This is a genomic window from Paraburkholderia sp. BL25I1N1, from assembly GCF_003002025.1.
Taxonomy (GTDB): Bacteria; Pseudomonadota; Gammaproteobacteria; order Burkholderiales; family Burkholderiaceae; genus Paraburkholderia.
The window spans coordinates 20,110-37,310 of record NZ_PVZB01000047.1 but is presented as its reverse complement, the minus strand read 5'-3'; the positions used below and the strand labels follow the sequence as shown (position 1 = coordinate 37,310).

Annotated in this window: 14 protein-coding genes and 1 pseudogene; 9 read left to right on the top strand and 6 right to left on the bottom strand. The window is 62.2% G+C overall.

The genetic code is table 11. From position 1 onward, the window contains the following. A partial coding sequence (locus tag B0G73_RS38495; protein ID WP_146144286.1) for a tyrosine-type recombinase/integrase occupies positions 1-201 on the top strand: 201 nt, incomplete at its 5' end. 275 nt (positions 202-476) lie between these two features. On the opposite strand, the gene B0G73_RS38490 is transcribed toward B0G73_RS38495, so the two are convergent. The 4 genes and pseudogenes from B0G73_RS38490 to B0G73_RS38475 all read right to left on the bottom strand — a co-directional run. Then, on the bottom strand, positions 477-1,466 hold the full coding sequence (locus tag B0G73_RS38490; RefSeq protein ID WP_106286262.1) for a tyrosine-type recombinase/integrase: 990 nt from the start codon (positions 1,464-1,466) through the stop codon (positions 477-479). Then, positions 1,463-2,371, bottom strand: a complete 909-nt coding sequence (locus B0G73_RS38485; protein ID WP_106286261.1) for a tyrosine-type recombinase/integrase — start codon at positions 2,369-2,371, stop codon at positions 1,463-1,465. Before B0G73_RS38485 ends, B0G73_RS38490 begins: the two co-directional genes overlap by 4 nt. After that, a complete protein-coding gene (locus B0G73_RS38480) occupies positions 2,368-3,153 on the bottom strand; it encodes a tyrosine-type recombinase/integrase (RefSeq protein ID WP_219907335.1) in 786 nt (261 codons plus the stop codon). The genes B0G73_RS38485 and B0G73_RS38480 overlap by 4 nt, the downstream gene beginning before the upstream one ends. Positions 3,154-3,428: 275 nt before the next feature. Beyond that, a pseudogene (locus tag B0G73_RS38475) lies at positions 3,429-4,481 on the bottom strand (ABC transporter transmembrane domain-containing protein); the annotation flags it as partial. 472 nt (positions 4,482-4,953) lie between these two features. Here B0G73_RS38475 and B0G73_RS38470 point away from each other — a divergent pair. The 8 genes from B0G73_RS38470 (at position 4,954) to B0G73_RS38435 (ending at position 14,224) form a co-directional block, all read left to right on the top strand. Then, the gene (locus B0G73_RS38470) at positions 4,954-6,249 is read left to right on the top strand and encodes a glycosyltransferase family 1 protein (protein WP_106286259.1); all 1,296 of its coding nucleotides are present in this window, start codon (positions 4,954-4,956) and stop codon (positions 6,247-6,249) included. 126 nt (positions 6,250-6,375) lie between these two features. Further along, a complete protein-coding gene (locus B0G73_RS38465) occupies positions 6,376-7,011 on the top strand; it encodes an HAD-IIIA family hydrolase (RefSeq protein ID WP_106286266.1) in 636 nt (211 codons plus the stop codon). Beyond that, positions 7,011-8,246 carry a lipopolysaccharide heptosyltransferase II gene (gene waaF, locus B0G73_RS38460; protein WP_106286258.1) on the top strand — a complete coding sequence of 412 codons (1,236 nt, stop codon included), beginning with the start codon at positions 7,011-7,013 and terminating at the stop codon, positions 8,244-8,246. The genes B0G73_RS38465 and waaF overlap by 1 nt, the downstream gene beginning before the upstream one ends. Before the next feature lie 25 nt (positions 8,247-8,271). After that, positions 8,272-10,017 (top strand): carbamoyltransferase C-terminal domain-containing protein, encoded by a 1,746-nt coding sequence (locus B0G73_RS38455; RefSeq protein WP_106286265.1) that lies wholly within the window; start codon positions 8,272-8,274, stop codon positions 10,015-10,017. Further along, complete coding sequence (locus tag B0G73_RS38450; protein WP_106286257.1) at positions 10,014-11,099, top strand: glycosyltransferase family 2 protein; 1,086 nt, start codon at positions 10,014-10,016, stop codon at positions 11,097-11,099. The genes B0G73_RS38455 and B0G73_RS38450 overlap by 4 nt, the downstream gene beginning before the upstream one ends. Next, the gene (locus B0G73_RS38445) at positions 11,096-12,229 is read left to right on the top strand and encodes a glycosyltransferase family 9 protein (RefSeq protein ID WP_106286256.1); all 1,134 of its coding nucleotides are present in this window, start codon (positions 11,096-11,098) and stop codon (positions 12,227-12,229) included. The genes B0G73_RS38450 and B0G73_RS38445 overlap by 4 nt, the downstream gene beginning before the upstream one ends. Further along, a complete protein-coding gene (locus B0G73_RS38440) occupies positions 12,219-13,175 on the top strand; it encodes a glycosyltransferase family 4 protein (protein WP_106286255.1) in 957 nt (318 codons plus the stop codon). Before B0G73_RS38445 ends, B0G73_RS38440 begins: the two co-directional genes overlap by 11 nt. 38 nt (positions 13,176-13,213) lie before the next feature. Then, entirely contained in the window at positions 13,214-14,224 is a 1,011-nt protein-coding gene (locus B0G73_RS38435) for a UDP-glucuronic acid decarboxylase family protein (protein ID WP_106286254.1), read from the top strand. Here the strand turns inward: B0G73_RS38435 and B0G73_RS38430 are convergent. Both B0G73_RS38430 and B0G73_RS38425 read right to left on the bottom strand, forming a co-directional pair. Further along, the gene (locus B0G73_RS38430; protein WP_106286253.1) at positions 14,190-15,977 is read right to left on the bottom strand and encodes a glycoside hydrolase family 15 protein; all 1,788 of its coding nucleotides are present in this window, start codon (positions 15,975-15,977) and stop codon (positions 14,190-14,192) included. The genes B0G73_RS38435 and B0G73_RS38430 overlap by 35 nt on opposite strands. Before the next feature lie 21 nt (positions 15,978-15,998). Next, positions 15,999-16,997, bottom strand: a complete 999-nt coding sequence (locus tag B0G73_RS38425) for an SDR family oxidoreductase (RefSeq protein ID WP_106286252.1) — start codon at positions 16,995-16,997, stop codon at positions 15,999-16,001. Positions 16,998-17,201 lie beyond the last annotated feature (204 nt).

Here is a 17,201-nt window from a genome sequence, read left to right as displayed (position 1 = left end):
GCGCAGATCGACAAGCGCGTCTCCCCGCACACCCTGCGTCACAGTTTCGCGACACACCTGCTCGAGCAGAAGGTGGACATCCGCGTGATCCAGGTGCTGCTCGGCCATGCCAAGCTCGAGAACACCGCGCTCTACGTCCAGGTGGCCACCGACCTGCTGCGCGAGGTCATCAGTCCACTGGAGCGTCTGCCCTCCGAGTAACGCGGCGCAGTACCCCATGCTGGAGGTCGCGGACATCTTCCGCGCCTAGGGCCCGGCATGGCGACGTACGGTGTCGCTGAGCCTGTGGTAGCTGAAGGTCATGCGGCCATCGAACAGTGCCGCGCCGCGGCGCTGGGCGGGCTGTGCTGCGCTGTTCCGGCTGCGACCACCTCGAGGTCGCGTACGACTCCTGCCTTATGGGAAGTGTTTTGCTATGGGGAGAAGGCAACCCCTGAGCGAGCACGGAGTGAACTCCGCGCCCGTTCAGCTCTCCATTAAAGCTTGGCCCTGAGCATGGCGATTACCTTATCGGACGGCCGGAACGAACCCCTGCGCAAATGCGGTGGGACGATCGCGTTGAGGGCTTCGAGCTTCTCAGTTGGATCAGCGCGAGTGTAGATTTCAGTGGTCGCCAGATCGCTGTGCCCGAGCCACAGGGAAATCTTTCGGATTTCCTGAGTGCTTCGCAGTACTATCATTGCACAGGTGTGCCTCAAGACGTGCGGTGATACCTGCTTCTTCGACAGCGAGGGGCACTTATGACTAGCCGTCGCAGTGTGGCATTTAAGGACATACGCGAAACCCCAACGGCTCATCGCTTCGCCCCGTGCATTAACGAACAATTCCGGTACTGCGACACTTCCCCGTATCACCATCCAGGCACGCAACGCGTTAGCGGTCGTTTTCCACAGGGGCAACGCGCGCTCCCGCCGGCCCTTGCCGTGAACACGGATGCTCAACGACGGGAGCACAACATCGGCGGTATGCAATCCCGTCAGCTCCGATACACGCAGGCCGCCGCAGATGGCCAGATGCAGCATCGCCCGGTCCCGAATACCCTCGCGCGTTGACGGATCTGGCGCATCGAGCAGAGCCCGAACCTCATCCTCGAGCAGATATGGCACCAGACGGGAATCGGTTTTCTCATAGGGAATGCCCAGGATTCGTCGCGCTTGCTCAAGAATCGCGGGCTCGCGATACTCAAGGAAGTGGAAGAATGACCTGATTGCAGCCAGCCGGACCTTACGCGTCTCAGGCGAATTGTGGCGCGCGTCTTCGAGATATTCCAGGAAGTCGCTGATCAGCCTCGCATCGAGCTGCTCCAGTGCTAGCGACGAGGGCGTCACCTTGAGTCGCCTGGTGGCGAACTCGAACAGAAGCTGGAAGGTGCAAGCATAGGAGTCGCAGGTGTGTTGGCTGGCGCCTCTCTCATGGGCAAGGTTTTGACGAAGGAATGCAACAATGTGCGGTGCGATCGGCATCATTTCTGTTCTCCGGTGAGAAACCCCTCTGCGGCGACAGCAATGTCGCGCAGGAGCGCGGGCGTGGCCTCGAGATACCAATAGGTGGCGTTGATGTTGACGTGTCCCATGTAGGTCGCAAGGGCCAACATGTGCCGCCCGACCCGGTCTCGGCCTTCCGGGCTTGCCTCCAGTGCCCTGACGGCGAACGTGTGTCTGAGCTCATGCAAGCGGGGACGGTGGCCGTTGTGGGTGGTGCCGATGCCGGCAAACTTCAGCAGCTTCTGGAACATCCAGTAAGTAACCGTGTATCTGAGCGCGTGACCGTCGTCATCAACGAACACATGGTCATCACCCGGGCAGGCTCGTCGCCGCAGTGCTAAATACCTCTGCAAACCCGCCACCGCTGTCTCGTGCAGTGGAACTAGACGGGTCTTCTGGAATTTGCTCTTTCGAATCAGCAGTCCTTCGGAAGTCATGTCGGCAAGGCGCAGGTTCAGGGCCTCCGAGATCCGCATGCCCGTGGCTAGCAGCAGGGCAATTAATGTCGCAGACGTTTGTGGTTGCAACGTGCCCCGAGGGCCCGATTGCAAGGCTGTGTTTATCAAGCGCTCAATGTCAGCGCAGGTGTAGATGAACGGAACGCGACGCGTCTTTCGGTAACCAAAGTGGCGGGCGGGTGGTAGTTCATGGTTTTGATCCTCCATACGCATGTACCGGGCGAACCGACACACGGTCTTTAGCCTTGCGTCACGCTGGGCCACCGACGCAGCCTCGCCGGCCCAGTCGATTGCTGTCTGCGTGCAAACGTGCATTTCACCGCGTTTGACAGCAAAGCACGCGAAACTGCGCAACAGGTAGTCTGCGTTCAGCAGTTTGAATCCGGCGGCACGCCGCGCGGCAAGATAGGACTCCACGGCCGGCATCATTTCGCCACCTCCGGCCATGGCCGAGCGATTTGGCTGAGCAGCGCTACGTCGACCTTGGCGTAATACGCCGTGGTATCAATGCCGCGATGCCTCAGGATCAGGCCAACCTGGTCGAGGGGAAGCCCGTGGCGCAACATCTCAGTCGCCGCCGTGTGGCGCAGCAGATGTGCACCTTTGGCGGGCGAACTCACCCCGGCCCGTTTTAGTGCGCGCTTCACTATCGAAGATATGCCGTCGCCTGAGATATGCGGCTTGACGGGTGCGATGTTTCTAACGAAGACATGGTCGCTGCCGGCAACCCGAGGTCGCGATTCGAGATACCGCAGAAGTGCCTCGCCAGCATCCTGCGGCAGCGGAAGGCGAACTTCATAGCGCCCCTTTCCCAAGACACGTAGCGTCCCGGAGTCCCACTCGATATCGCTCAAGCGAAGGTTCGCCAGGTCACCTGCGCGAACCCCAAGTCGCACAAGCAGGAGGACGATCGCACGATCGCGAAGACGCCTGCGTGAGTCGTCATCGCATGCGGCGATCAGGCGGTCAACTTCGTCAGCGCTCAGACACCTTGGCAGTGACGCCAGGCGCCAATGCGCCAACGACGGAACCGCCTGATCGAGACCCGGCCGACACAGATCGTGAACCCCGAGGTAGCGTAAGAAGGCTCGCGCGCTAGTGACCCGCTTTTCAGCGGTACCAGCACCACAACTGCAGGCACTGTTCAGCAGGAACGTACGTATCTGCTTCGGATCCCACTGGCTGGCGTCATCGCCAAGCACTTTCAGCATCACTGCGGCATCACGACAGTAGAGCCGAATGGTTGGATCCTTCGCACCCCGGTGCTTTTGCAACCATCGCCGGAAACCACCTACGATTGCCGGCTCCCGAATCTCTGCAATCGAAGGCTTGTCGTCCGGGCAGACGCCGATCTCGATCAGGTATTCGCGAAAGCGTTTGGCGCCGAAATAGACGTGGTGGCCGGTCCTGCCACCTTTTACTTCCGGGCAAGTGCAAGTTGGCAGATGACGAAAGAAGGTTTCCGGGGTTTGTGGACCAGTATCGGCCAGGCGAAATCCACGTGCTCGAATTCGATCTTCCCTGCGCTGACGATCAGCGGCCTTGCCGACGGTTCGTCGATATCTTCGCCAGCCTGGCCGCGTGTGTCGAGAATCGCGAACATGCGCTCTACGTTCACCATCGCGTCGTTGGTCTCGCGAAACACGAACCCGAGCGTATTTAAAGGCATGCAGATCTGGATCAGGTATGCATTGACCAGAATCAGATCGCCAACACTCATGGCGCCGGCCACGACGTACTGCGTGGCGAGCAGCATGATGACCGCTACGCCAAGCGCTATAACCGCGCTTTGCACCACATGCAGTGCGGTCAACGCGCGCTGGTTCGCCGTTCTCGCATGCACCCATTTTTCCAGTACCTCGCTCAAACGGCGTGTTTCGACTTCCTCAGTCGCGAAATATTTGACGGGATCGTAGTTGAGCAAACTATCGACAAGACGTCCGTCCGACTGCGCCTCCAGGCGGTTCACCGCGCGCTGGAACGCGAAGCGTCTGCGCGTGAAGATAAACGTATAGACGGCATAACTTACGAAGGTGACTGCGATCGCCAGCGTGAATTCGCGCGCGTAACCGCGCACCATGATCGAGACGATAGCGGCGATCTCGAAGGCGGTCGGCACGATGGTGAACAACGCGACGCCTAGCAGAAAACCGATACCGTCAGCCCCTTTCTGCACGTCCCGAACAATCGCACCCGTCTCGCGCCGTGCATGAAATCTCGCGCTCATCCGGTGCAGATGCGCGAATGTCCGTTCGGTAAACGCGGCCACCGTTCGCTGCGTAACGATGCTGAACGCTACGTCGCGTGCTTCGTTAAGTGCATCGCCGAGAAAGCGCAGTAATGCATAGGCCAGCACCAGGAAAACGGGAAATAGCGCCCGCGCCGACGGATGACCGAGTTCGTCGACGATATGCTTGAGGACGAGCGGAATCAAAACAACGGACAGTTTCGCCGCAATCATCAGCACGAGCGCGAGTATGGTTTGCTTGCGATAGCGCCAGATCGCGCGCGATAGATCGGCAGCAATGCGGCCAGTCAGTTCTCAACGGGAAGATGTCGGCGAGTCGGACATGGGCAGGGAGTGCCGCGCTACCGAAGCGAAAGCGAGAGCGTAGCGGCGTGTGAGGAATGCGGACCCCGGAGGATCTCGCACGAAGATAAAAAAGTGAGCGTGCTTCGCATAGAGCGGTGCGCAGCAAGCTGCGATCCCGCGCCGCAAGAAAAACGGCACATGTGCAGCACATTCGAAGAATTTTCCACACCGTGCCGACGAACACCTCACAGTGTGGCCTTATTTCCGCAGCCAACGTTACACGCAGCCTTGCAAATCAGGGAACGCTACAGCGCCTCTCTCGCCTGCGAATTGGGGCGCGCCACAGCGCTCACTCCTTTAGCAAACGCCTTGCCGATGCGAATGCGAAAAAGAAAATAGGGAGTGGCACACCGCATGCGGCGTCCGCTTCAACCGCCTGCCTCTTCCCATCGTCATCGCTTCTTCGCCAAGGAACGTCATGAAAATCGCCCTTATCAGTGAACACGCCTCCCCTCTCGCTGTCGCCGGCGGTGTGGATAGCGGCGGGCAGAACATCTACGTCGCCAACGTCGCGCGAGAACTCGTCGCTATGGGACACCAGGTGGATGTCTTCACGCGACGCGACCGCGCACTGTTGCCGGTCGTCTCCGACATGGACGGTGTGCGTGTGATCCATGTTCCGGCCGGGCCACCGATGCAGTTGCCCAAGGAGCAATTATTGCCGGTCATGGACGAGTTCGCTGCGTTTCTGATCGACTTTTTCCGGCATGAACGCGATCCTTATCAGGTCATTCACGCCAACTTCTTTATGTCCGGCCTGGCAGCGCTGCGGGTCAAAGATGCGCTCGGTATTCCGCTCGTGACTACCTTCCATGCGCTTGGCCGTGTGCGCCGTATTCACCAGGGCGCCGCCGACGGCTTCCCCGACGAGCGTTTCGCCATCGAAGACGAACTGGTGGCACGCTCCGATATCGTCGTGGCCGAATGTCCGCAGGACGAAGCCGATCTGGTCGAACACTATCGCGCCGACCGCTCGCGTATTCAGATCGTGCCATGCGGCTTCGACGCCGACGAATTCTGGCCCGTGGACCGCGCCACCGCACGTGACGCGCTGGGATGGCGCAAGGACGAATTCGTCGTGTTGCAACTCGGCCGGCTCGTACAGCGCAAAGGCATCGACAACGTGGTGCGCGGCGTCGGCATACTGAAGCAGGCGTTCCGCGCGTCCGCGAGGCTTTACGTGGTCGGTGGCAACTCGGACGCCCCGAATGAACTGGCCACGCCGGAAATCGCGCGGCTGCACGGCATTGCGCGGGAGTGCGGCGTGGAGCAGCAGACCACCTTCGTTGGACGGCGCGGCCGCGCGCAGTTGCGTTACTTCTACAGCGCCGCCGACGTATTCGTCACCACGCCTTGGTATGAGCCCTTCGGCATTACCCCGGTCGAGGCGATGGCGTGCGGCACGCCGGTGATCGGTGCGAATGTGGGCGGCATTCGCTATTCGGTCGCGGACGGCGTGACCGGCTTTCTCGTGCCGCCCCGCGATCCGGGCGCGCTTGCGGCACGTCTTGACAAGTTGCGCCGCGACCCGGGGCTCGCGCGCCGCATGGGCGAGGCGGGACTGGCACGCGCGCACGCCGAATTCACATGGAAAGGGGTCAGTAATTCGCTGGCTGCGATCTACGCGCGGGCCGCGTGCCTCGTACCGGAGCGAACCGAGGCAGACCAGTTCGCGGAACCGAAGCGGGCGGCAGCGGGCGCGGCGCAGCGCTAGCGGACATGAGTGCGCTGATGCGCAAGCGTGCGTGCTCATACGAACCATGCGCACTGTTTGACCTTGAGTCACGACGCCCGCGTAACGGCGTCCTCTGGAATGGCTTTGTTTCTTGTTGAGACCTCCATCATGCAACCCGCGGTATTCCTCGATAAAGACGGCACGCTGCTCGACGACGTGCCGTACAACGTCGCCCCCTCGCTGATGCGTTTCGCGCCAGGCGCGTGTGAAGCGCTCCGCCTGCTCGCGGCGCACTCTATTGCGTTGTTCGTCGTCAGCAATCAAGCGGGCGTCGCGCTGGGCAAATTCGGCATTGCCGCACTGAATAGTGTAGAAGCGCGATTGCATGCCCTGTTCGCCGAAAGCGGCGCAGTGCTGCGCGGCGTGTACTGGTGTCCGCACCATCCGCACGGCCACGTGGCACCGTATGCGATCGAATGCGATTGCCGCAAGCCCGCGCCCGGCATGTTGCTGCGAGCGGCGCGCGAACATCGGCTCGACCTCGCGCGAAGCTGGTTCATCGGCGATATTCTTAACGACGTCGAAGCGGGCAGCCGCGCGGGCTGCCGCACGGTGTTGCTCGACAACGGCAACGAAACAGAATGGCTCGCCGGCGAATTCCGCGTGCCGACCGCGCGCGCAACCGACCTGTATGAAGCCGTGCGGATCGTCGTGAGCGGCCTGAACAGCGCAAATGAAAACGATCGTGAATGCAACGGCAGCCGCCCTGCGCGAGCGCTACCACGCACGGAGGTTGCCTGATGTACGCCCCCCTGCTGCTCACGCCGCCAACGCTTTCGCACGCACGCGTGATCGACACGCCGTCGGCTACGAGCTGGGGCGAGGACGTCAAGCGCATTCTGTGCGTGCGTCTCGACAATCTCGGCGATGTGCTGATGACTACGCCCGCGCTGCACGCACTGCGCCTGTCCGCTCCAGACCGTCATATCACGTTGCTGGCATCGCGTAGCGGCATTGCGCTCGCGCCGTTTCTCGACGACGTGGACGACGCGCTCGTCTACGACGCGCCGTGGGTGGATCGTCCGATGAACGCCAGCCACACCTGGATGGACGATCAGCGCATGCAAGAGCGACTGCGCGGCGGCAGCTTCGACGCCGCAGTGATTTTCACGGTCTACAGTCAGAGCCCGTTGCCCGCCGCAATGCTCTGCTATATGGCCGGCATTCCGCGGCGCCTCGCGCATTGCCGCGAAAATCCCTACACCCTAATGACGGATTGGCTGCGCGAACCGGAACCGCAGCAACGCACCCGCCATGAAGTGCAGCGGCAACTCGATCTCGTGCGCCACGTGGGCGCGCAAACGCAGGACACGCATATGCGGTTCCACGTCGACACCGCTGATCGCCGGTCGCTCGAAGCGCAACTCACCGCGCGTGGCGTGGCGTCCGATGACGGCTGGATCGTGCTGCATCCGGGCGCAACCGCCGCGTCGAGGCGCTATCCACCGGAACGCTTTGGCGAAGTGGCAACCCGGCTTTCGCGTGAAGCCGGCGTGCCGGTGCTGATTACCGGCAGTTCGAGCGAGCGGGAACTGGTCGCCGCCGTGATACATACCGCCGCGCCAGGCGCCCGCGCGCATCTCCATGACCTGAGCGGCGCGCTCACGCTCGGCGAACTCGCGGCACTGATCGAGCGCGCGAGCGTACTCGTCTCGAACAACAGCGGGCCGGTGCATCTGGCTTCCGCATTGAAGACGCCCGTGGTCGACCTGTACGCACTCACCAATCCGCAGCACACGCCGTGGCAAACGCCGCACCGCGTGCTGTTTCGCGACGTCGAATGCCGCTGGTGTTATCGCAGTGTCTGTCCACAGGAGCATCACGCCTGTCTGCTCGGCGTCGCGCCCGGCGATGTCGTGCAGGCCGCGCTCGAATTGCGCGCTTTGCCGGATGCGCGCGGTGAGGCTCGCCGATCCGAGCCCGCATCGGCCGGTGTCGGCGCGACGTCTCTCGCCGAACAATCTCTCGCCCCTTGAACATCCTTCTTTTTTGCGAGCCATCATGTACACACTCGGAATCAACGCGGTCTACCACGATAGTGCAGCCGCTTTATTGCGCGACGGCGTGGTGCTGGCCGCCGCCGAAGACGAGCGCTTCACGCACGTCAAACATGCCAAACGCCCCGTGCCGTTCTCGACGTGGCAATTACCCTTCGACGCCATAGACTATTGTCTGAAGACCGCCGGAATCACGCTGGCGGATATCGATCACGTGGCCTACTCGTACGACCCGAATCTGTTCGGGGGGATGCCGAGCCGGCCAGGCGCCGTTATCGAACTGCCCTTCGATCCGGCCGGCACGCGCCTTAGCGATCCTTCGGCGTCGCCATGGGACCCCCTGTTTCTCAGCTATATTGCCAACGCCCGGGCGCAGTTGCTCGACGGCGCGCCGCATCATCTGAAGAAGCGCTTTCAGGGCGTGGACCGCGACAAGGGCTTCAAGTGGCATTTCGTCGATCACCATCTCGCGCATGAAGCCAGCGCTTTTCTTGCCGCTCCGTTTGACGACACGGCCGTGCTCACCATGGACGGTCGCGGCGAAGGCGTGACCACCAGCATGGGGCAATTTGTCGGCGGCGAATATAGACGGCTCAAGCAGGTGGAATTGCCGCACTCGCTGGGTTTGCTCTACGAAGCCGTAACGGACTGGCTCGGCTTTCTGCATTCTTCGGATGAGTACAAGGTGATGGCGCTCGCCTCGTACGGCAAGCCGGAGTACCTCGACGTATTTCGCGAGATAGTCCGCTACCGCAGTGACGGAACGTATACGGTCGAAGCGCCGCGACTTGTCGAACGCTTCGGTCCCGCGCGCGAACGCGGAGCAACGCTCGAGCAGCGCCACTTCGACATCGCGCATTCGTTGCAGCGCGTGCTGGAAGAAACGGTGCTGCAACTCGCGGACTGGCTGCACCGGCAAACCGGTTTGGGCAAACTCAGCATGGCCGGCGGCGTGGCGTTGAACTGCGTAATGAACTCCAAGTTGCGCGACGCCGGACCGTTCGACGAAGTATGGGTCCAACCCGCGGCAGGTGACGCGGGCACCGCGTTGGGCGCCGCGCTATGGACCGACTATCGCGAGCGCACCGCGCGCGGCGACCGCACGCGTCAATGGAAAATGGATCACGCGTACCTCGGACCCGAATATAGCGAAACGGAAATCGAACAGTTTCTGATCTGGTCGAAAATCCCCTACCGCCGTCTTACCGACATTGCGGGCGACACCGCCAGTCTGCTCGCCGGGGGCAAGGTGATCGGCTGGTATCAAGGGCGCACCGAATTCGGACCTCGCGCGCTTGGCGCGCGCTCGATTCTCGCGTCGCCCGTCGATCCGCACATGCAGGCCAGGCTCAACGAAATCAAGGACCGGGAAGACTTTCGCCCGGTCGCGCCGGTCGTCATGGAAGAGCATGCGAACGAATGGTTCGTGGACGGCCGCGTCGCGCCATTCATGCTGTTCGTGTTCGACGTGCGCGCGGATAAGGCAGAGCGCATTCCGGCGGTTCGCCATGTGGACGGCACCGCACGGGTACAAACCGTGAACCGCTCGCAGCATCCGCTGTATTACGACCTGCTGGATGGGTTCAGACAGCGCACGGGCGTGCCGATTCTCGTCAATACGTCGTTCAATACACGCGGCGAGCCCATGGTGAATTCTCCGCGCGACGCCATGGAGTCGTTCTGGACTTCGCCGCTCGACGCGCTCGTGATCGGGCCGTTTCTCGTCGAGAAAGCTGGAGTTACCGCATGAGTTCGCCCGCTGCGGGTTCGGTGGAATACGGCGCCGGGCGCGCCGCCTCGCCTGGTGCGAGCGAAGGGACTTCAGCTTGTGTCGCGGAGCAAGTTCCGCAGGTTCCCGCACGGCGCGTCTCTGTGGTCGTGCCGACGTATCGTCGTCCCGACATGCTCGCAACGTGTCTCGACGCACTGTGCAAGCAGAATCTTCCGGCGGACGAGTACGAAATCATCGTCTGCGACGACGGCCCCGACGACGCCACGCGCGCTTGCGTCGCGCGCTTCGGTGCGGCACAGGCCGAGCGAGGACTCGCGGTGCACTACGTGCCGGTCACACGCACTCAAGGCCCGGCCGGCGCACGTAACGCCGGATGGCAGCGGGCACGCTCGCCGTTGATTGCCTTCACCGACGACGACACCCTGCCGGACCCGAACTGGCTCACCGCAGGCATCGCGGCGCTCGGAAACGGCGCTGCAGCCGCATCGGGAAAAATCGTCGTGCCCTTGCCCGACTTGCCGACCGACTACGAAGCCGACGCCAGCGGCCTCGAACGCGCGGAGTTCGCCACAGCGAACGCTTTCGTGGCGCGCGAGTATCTCGTGCTGACCGGCGGATTTGACGAACGCTTCACATCCGCGTGGCGTGAAGACTCCGACCTGCAATTCATGCTGTTGCAGGCGGGCGGCGAGATCGTGAAGGCGGCCAAAGCGCTGGTCGTGCATCCGGTCCGACCTGCGCGCTGGGGCGTGAGCATTTCGCAGCAAAAGAAAAGTCAGTTCGACGCATTGCTTTACAAGAAGCATCCGCAGCTATTCAGAACGCGCATTCGCGCGACGCCGCCGCTGTTGTACTACGCAATCCTCTGCGCGGTGTTAACTGCATGCGTTGCCGTGCTAACGGGCCGCGATGCTGTCGCGCTCGTCGCGCTGATCGTATGGCTTGGGTTGACCGGTTACTTCTGCGCGATGCGTTTGCGCGGACGCGATCGAAGTTGGCGGCACATTCTCGAAATGGCGTGGACGTCGATTCCGATTCCATTTCTGTCGATCTACTGGCGGCTCTATGGCGCCTGCCGCTTCAAGGTGTTCTTTCCATGAATCCACCCACGTTTCTGGGCGCGCTCGCGCCGCGCCGCATCGTCGTGTTTCGCGCACTGCAACTCGGTGACATGCTTTGCGCCGTCCCCGCGTTGCGCGCCTTACGCTGCACGGTGCCGCACGCACATATTGCGCTGATCGGCTTGCCATGGGCACAAACGTTCGTCGAGCGCTATGTGGAGCTCGTCGATGAACTGATCGTGTTTCCTGGCGCAATGGGCTTTCCGGAACAGCCGGAGACAGACGCCGGTCTGCCGGACTTTTTCGCACAGATGCGCGCCCGGCGATTCGACCTCGCGATTCAGTTGCATGGCAGCGGCGGTGTCGCCAACGACCTGCTGCGCGAATTTGGCGCGACGGCTCAAGCAGGCTTCGTGCAACCCGATGAAGTGGAACGGTCCGGATGTTTCATCGGCTGGCCCGACGACCTGCCCGAAGTCGAACGCTATCTCGCGCTAATGGAAGCCCTGGGCGCGCCAGGAAGCGAGCGCCGGCTGGCGTTTCCGTTGAACCACCGGGACCGCGACGAATATGCCACGCTCGCCGCGAAACACGGCGTGGAACCAACGCGCCTCGTGCTGGTTCACCCCGGCGCGCAGTTGCCCTCGCGCCGCTGGCCGGCGGAACGCTTCGCCGCCGTCGCCGACAACCTGGCCGCCGACGGCTGGCAGATCGCCATCACCGGAACGGCCGCCGAGGCGCCGCTGACCAGTGCGGTGCTGGGCGCGATGACTTCGCCGGCGTTGCATCTGGCGGGCGCCACCTCGCTCGGCGGACTGGCGGCGCTGGTCGCGCAGGCGCGCCTCGTGGTATGCAACGACACCGGCATTTCCCACATCGCCGCGGCGCTCAAGACGGCTTCGGTAGTGATTGCGTCGGGCAGCGACACGCGCCGCTGGGCGCCGTCGGATCACGCGCAGCACCGCGTACTCGCCGACTATCCGCCATGCCGCCCCTGCATGTTTCGCGAATGCCCGTACGGTCATCCGTGCGCTTTGAACATCAGCGTCGAACAGGTCGTGCAAACCGCGCGCGTCCAACTCGCGCTCGCGCCGGGCGCCGAACCGGGTGCGCCCAACGCGTTGCACGGAGACGGCGGACTCACAGAGGAAATTCATCATGCCGCGTAACTGCCGTCGGCTACGCGTTCTGACGTGGCACGTCCACGGCAACTACCTTTACTACCTGACCCAGACGCCGCACGACTTTTATGTCGTAACGAAGCCAGGTAATCCGCCCGGTTACGCGGGCAAAGTCGGCGTACTGCCGTGGGACGACAACGTGCATGAGATCAGTGCCGACGAAGTGGCCAACGCGCAGTTCGACGTGGTGCTGTATCAGCACAAAAGCCATTGGGAAACCGACAGGGAGCAGTTGTTGAGCCCGGCGCAGCAGCGCATGCCGCGCGTCTATATCGAGCACGATCCACCGCAGGAGATCCCTTTCCAGCAAATGCACTGGGTCGAGGATCCTCACACTTTGCTGGTTCACGTCACGCACTTCAACCGGCTCATGTGGGACTCGGGCGTTACGCCCACGCGTGTTATCGAGCACGGTGTCGTCGTTCCCCATAACGTGCGTTACAGCGGCGAACTCGAACGCGGCATTGTCGTGGTCAATCATCTCGCCCAGCGCGGGCGCCGGCTCGGCGCGGACGTTTTCACCGAGGCGCGTACGCGTGTCCCGCTCGATCTCGTGGGCATGGACGCAGAGCGGCTGGGTGGAATCGGCGAGATCGGCAATCTCGATCTGGCGGCATTCAGCGCGCGCTACCGTTTTTTCTTTAATCCGATTCGCTGGACCAGTCTTGGCCTTGCCATCGTGGAGGCGATGACGATCGGCATGCCCATTATCGGTCTCGCCACCACCGAACTCGCCACGGTGATACGCAACGGCGAAAACGGCTTTATTCACACCGACGTCGACGCGCTGGTGGATATCATGACCTCGCTGCTGCGCAATCCCGCCGAAGCACGGCGGCTTGGCGAAGGCGCGCGGCGCACCGCACTGGAGCGCTTTCATATCGACCGTTTCGCGCAGGACTGGCACGACACGCTCTTACAGGTAACCGCTTGATTCGCCGTCCACCGCACTTCAAGCAAGGACCACGCATTATGAAAGAATTGACCCGCAAGCGGATTCTGGTTACCGGTGGCGCCGGATTTCTCGGCTCGCATTTGTGTGAACGGCTCGTGACGCAAGGCCACGATGTGCTGTGCGTCGACAACTTCTACACTGGAACGAAGGACAATATCGCGCATCTGCTCGACTGCGCCAATTTCGAATTGATGCGCCACGACGTGACGTTCCCGCTCTATGTGGAAGTCGATGAGATTTATAACCTCGCGTGCCCTGCTTCGCCGATTCACTACCAGCACGATCCGGTGCAGACCACGAAGACCAGCGTACACGGCGCGATCAATCTGCTCGGCCTCGCCAAACGCGTGAAGGCGAAAATCTTCCAGGCATCGACGAGCGAAGTCTACGGCGATGCACGCGTGCACCCACAGCCCGAAGGCTACTGGGGTCATGTTAACCCGATCGGCCCGCGCTCCTGCTACGACGAAGGCAAACGTTGTGCGGAGACGCTGTTCATGGACTACAGGCGCCAGCATGGTCTGTCGGTCCGCATCGCGCGCATTTTCAACACGTACGGACCACGCACGCATCCGGCCGATGGCCGCGTGATCTCCAATTTCATGATGCAAGCCTTGCGGGGCGAACCGATCACGCTTTACGGCGACGGCTCGCAGACGCGCTCTTTCTGTTACGTGGACGACATGATCGACGCCTTTATCCGCTTGATGAACACGGAAGAGGATCTCGACGCACCCGTGAACCTCGGCAATCCTCATGAAGTCAGCATGCGCGAGATCGCGCAGCGCATCGTGGCGATCACTGCTTCAAATTCGCCGCTCGAAATGCGGCCTCTTCCCGCCGACGACCCGTCGCATCGACAGCCTGATATCACACGTGCCCGCGAGTTGCTCGGCTGGCAGCCACGCACGTCGCTGGACGACGGCCTCGCGCTGACCGCACGCTATTTCCGCGCGCGTATCGAAGCCGGCGTCGCGCCCTTACTCGGACACGCTAGTAATCGCCACGCCTTAGCGTCGGACCACTGAGTGCAAGAGCCGCGTTGACGAGAGCAAGGTGGCTGAGCGCCTGCGGGAAGTTGCCTGCGAGGTGGCGGCCCGGTACGTCGTACTCTTCCGCGAGCAGGCCGAGGTCGTTGGCAACAGCGAGTACCCGTTCGAACTGCGCCCGCGCATCCTGCTGGCGGCCTTGCAATTGCATGCACTCCGCCATCCAGCACGAGCATGCGAGGAACACGCCCTCGTTCGGTCCGTCCGTCACGGGCTTCTTACGGCGAATCAGGTCACCCTCGCTCAACTCGCGCTCGATGGTGGCGATAGTGGACGCCATGCGCGGGTCGTCGACGGGAAGAAAGCCGACCAGCGGCAGCAGCAATATGCTTGCATCGATTGCATGGGTTCCATAGTGCTGGGTGAAGGTGCCCAGGCCCGCGTTCCATGCCTCGCGGCAGATTTCCTCGTGCACGGTGTCGCGCAATGCGCTGATCCGTTCCACCATGGCCGTGCTCACCATGCCTCGCGTTTCGTGGCGTTTGACAAAGCGGTCGAGGGCGACCCATGCCAGCACCTTCGAATACGTGTAATGGCGTGGTTTTGTGCGCGACTCCCACATGCCCGAGCCCGCGTTCTGCCAGATCGATTCGACGTGCTCGATCAGCTTGTACTCCACGACGAATTCCTGCTCACACGGTGCAAGCCCGCCGCGACTAGCCAGATCGAGACACTCGATTACCTCGCCGTACACGTCTAGCTGATGCTGGCTGGAAGCGGCATTGCCGATACGCACCGGCGTGGCGAAACGGTAACCGGGCAACGAGTTCACGCTCCGTTCCGGCAAACGGCGTCCGCCATCCACCCGATACATGATCCGCATTTTGTCCGGCGAGCCCGCAATCGCGCGTAACAGCCAGTCCCGCCAGTCCTGCGCCTCTTCGTGATAGCCGGCGTTGAGCAACGCGGTCATCGTGAAACTCGCATCGCGCAGCCAGCAGTAACGGTAGTCCCAGTTCATCTCGCCGCCGGGCGCTTCGGGCAACGAGGTGGTCGGCGCGGCAACGAGCGCACCGCTGTGCCGATGAATCAGCGCCTTCAACGTGATCAGCGAGCGGCGAACCTGACGCGGCCAGTGCGTCTTGCCGTCGTCGAAGCGGCCGATCCAGTCGCGCCAGAAATGTTGCGTCGAAGTGAGCGCCGCTTCCGCGTCGATCGATGCTGGAAGCGGCTCGTGCGATTGCCCGTAGCTCATGACGAACGCTATGCGCTGCTCTGCCGTTACGTTGAATCGCGCCTCGACCGACTCTCCTTCTATGCGAAGCTTTACGGGCGCGCGCAAAACCACCAGATCGGGCCCGACCTTGGCGATGACATCGTCGCCGGACATTTCGAGCCACGGCGCAAGCGCGCCGTAGTCGAAGCGCAAGCGCACGCAACTGCGCATGGCCACGCTCCCACTCAGCCCAACGACGATGCGTACGATCGAAGAAAACGCCTTATTTACAGGCATGAAATCGATGATTCGCACTTCGCCGCTCGCCGTGCACAAGTCGGTTTCCATGACAAGCGTGTCGTCCTGATACCGACGACTGCGCGCCAGCACCGCGCCGGGCGCCTGAGCCGGCGCGAGAGACCATTGCCCGTGTTCTTCCTTGCCGAGCAGGGAGGCAAAGCAGGCGTCGCCGTCAAACCGCGGCCAGCAGAGCCAGTCGATAGTGCCGTCCCTGCTCAGCAATGCGGCTGTGTCGCCATCGCCCAGCAGTGCATAATCTTCAATCGGCCGGCTCACTTTTCCCGCCTTGCAAAGGTTTCATGTTCTTCTCTTTCTGCTCGCCAGGAAACTCAGGCCACTCACGACACCGATGCCGGCCAGCGCCCAGAAGGCGTTGCGATGCCGACTCGTCAGCATTTCCCAACTGGTTGCTCTCGACTGACTGTCGAAGCGGCCATGTGCGCCGTAAGCGCCCGGTATCGGATCGAACAGATTGCCCGGCGTATCCGGTTCCAACAGCTCATCGGTAAGCTGGCCGTCGTAGCCTGCCTTCGCCAGATATTTGTCGATCCATCCCGGCGCAATCCGGTTCGCAAGAATCGCCTTGACCGTGGAGAACCCTATCCAGACTTGCCTGCGGCGATGCGTCGCCGCGAAGAAGATCGCGCGCGCCGCCACTTCCGGCTGGAAAATCGGCGCAACGGGCTGGGCTTTTCGTCCCATCTTGTTGAGCGCCCAGTCGAATTGCGGCGTATTGACGGCGGGCAAATCGACCATGGTCAGATGAACGTTCAGCCGGTCGTGGATGATTTCGGAGCGCAACGCGTCGGTAAAGCCACGCACGGCGAATTTCGCACCGCAGTAAATGGACTGGAGCGGCACGGATCGGTAACCGAGCGCGGAGCCGACATTCACAATGGTGCCGCGATTTCGAGTGCGCATGCGCGCGAGCGCCGCCATCGTGCCATGCACCTGGCCCAGATACGTGACCTGTGTGCCGCGTTCGAACTCTCGCGCGGTGAGCGCCGACACCGGTGCAAAGACCGTCGCCATCGCAACGTTGACCCACACGTCGATCGGTCCGAGTTCCTGTTCGACGCGGGCAGCCGCAGACGCCACTGCTGCCGAATCGGCCACGTCAGTGGGAATGTCGAGCGCACGCACGCCATAGGCCGTTTGCAGTTCGGCGGCGGCGCGTTCCAGACGGGCGGCGTCGCGCGCGAGGAGCCCCACATCGTATCCATGCCGCGCAAATTCCTCGACAGCGGCTCGCCCGACGCCCGCGCTAGCGCCGGTAATGACCGCGACCTTGCTCATGCCGTTATCTCCATCGGTTCAGCGTGCGAGCAACTCCACACGCGTTGAAGACCTGCTCCACTTCCGAGGCGTCAGCAATAAGCGGACCTCGCTCGGCTATCCGTTCGCGTCTCGCTCACGTTGATAACGCTCGCTTATAGGAGGAGAGCGAGGAGCAGTTCAGCATTACCGACTGAAAGACAGCGGTACGGCGTTTGCGGCTGG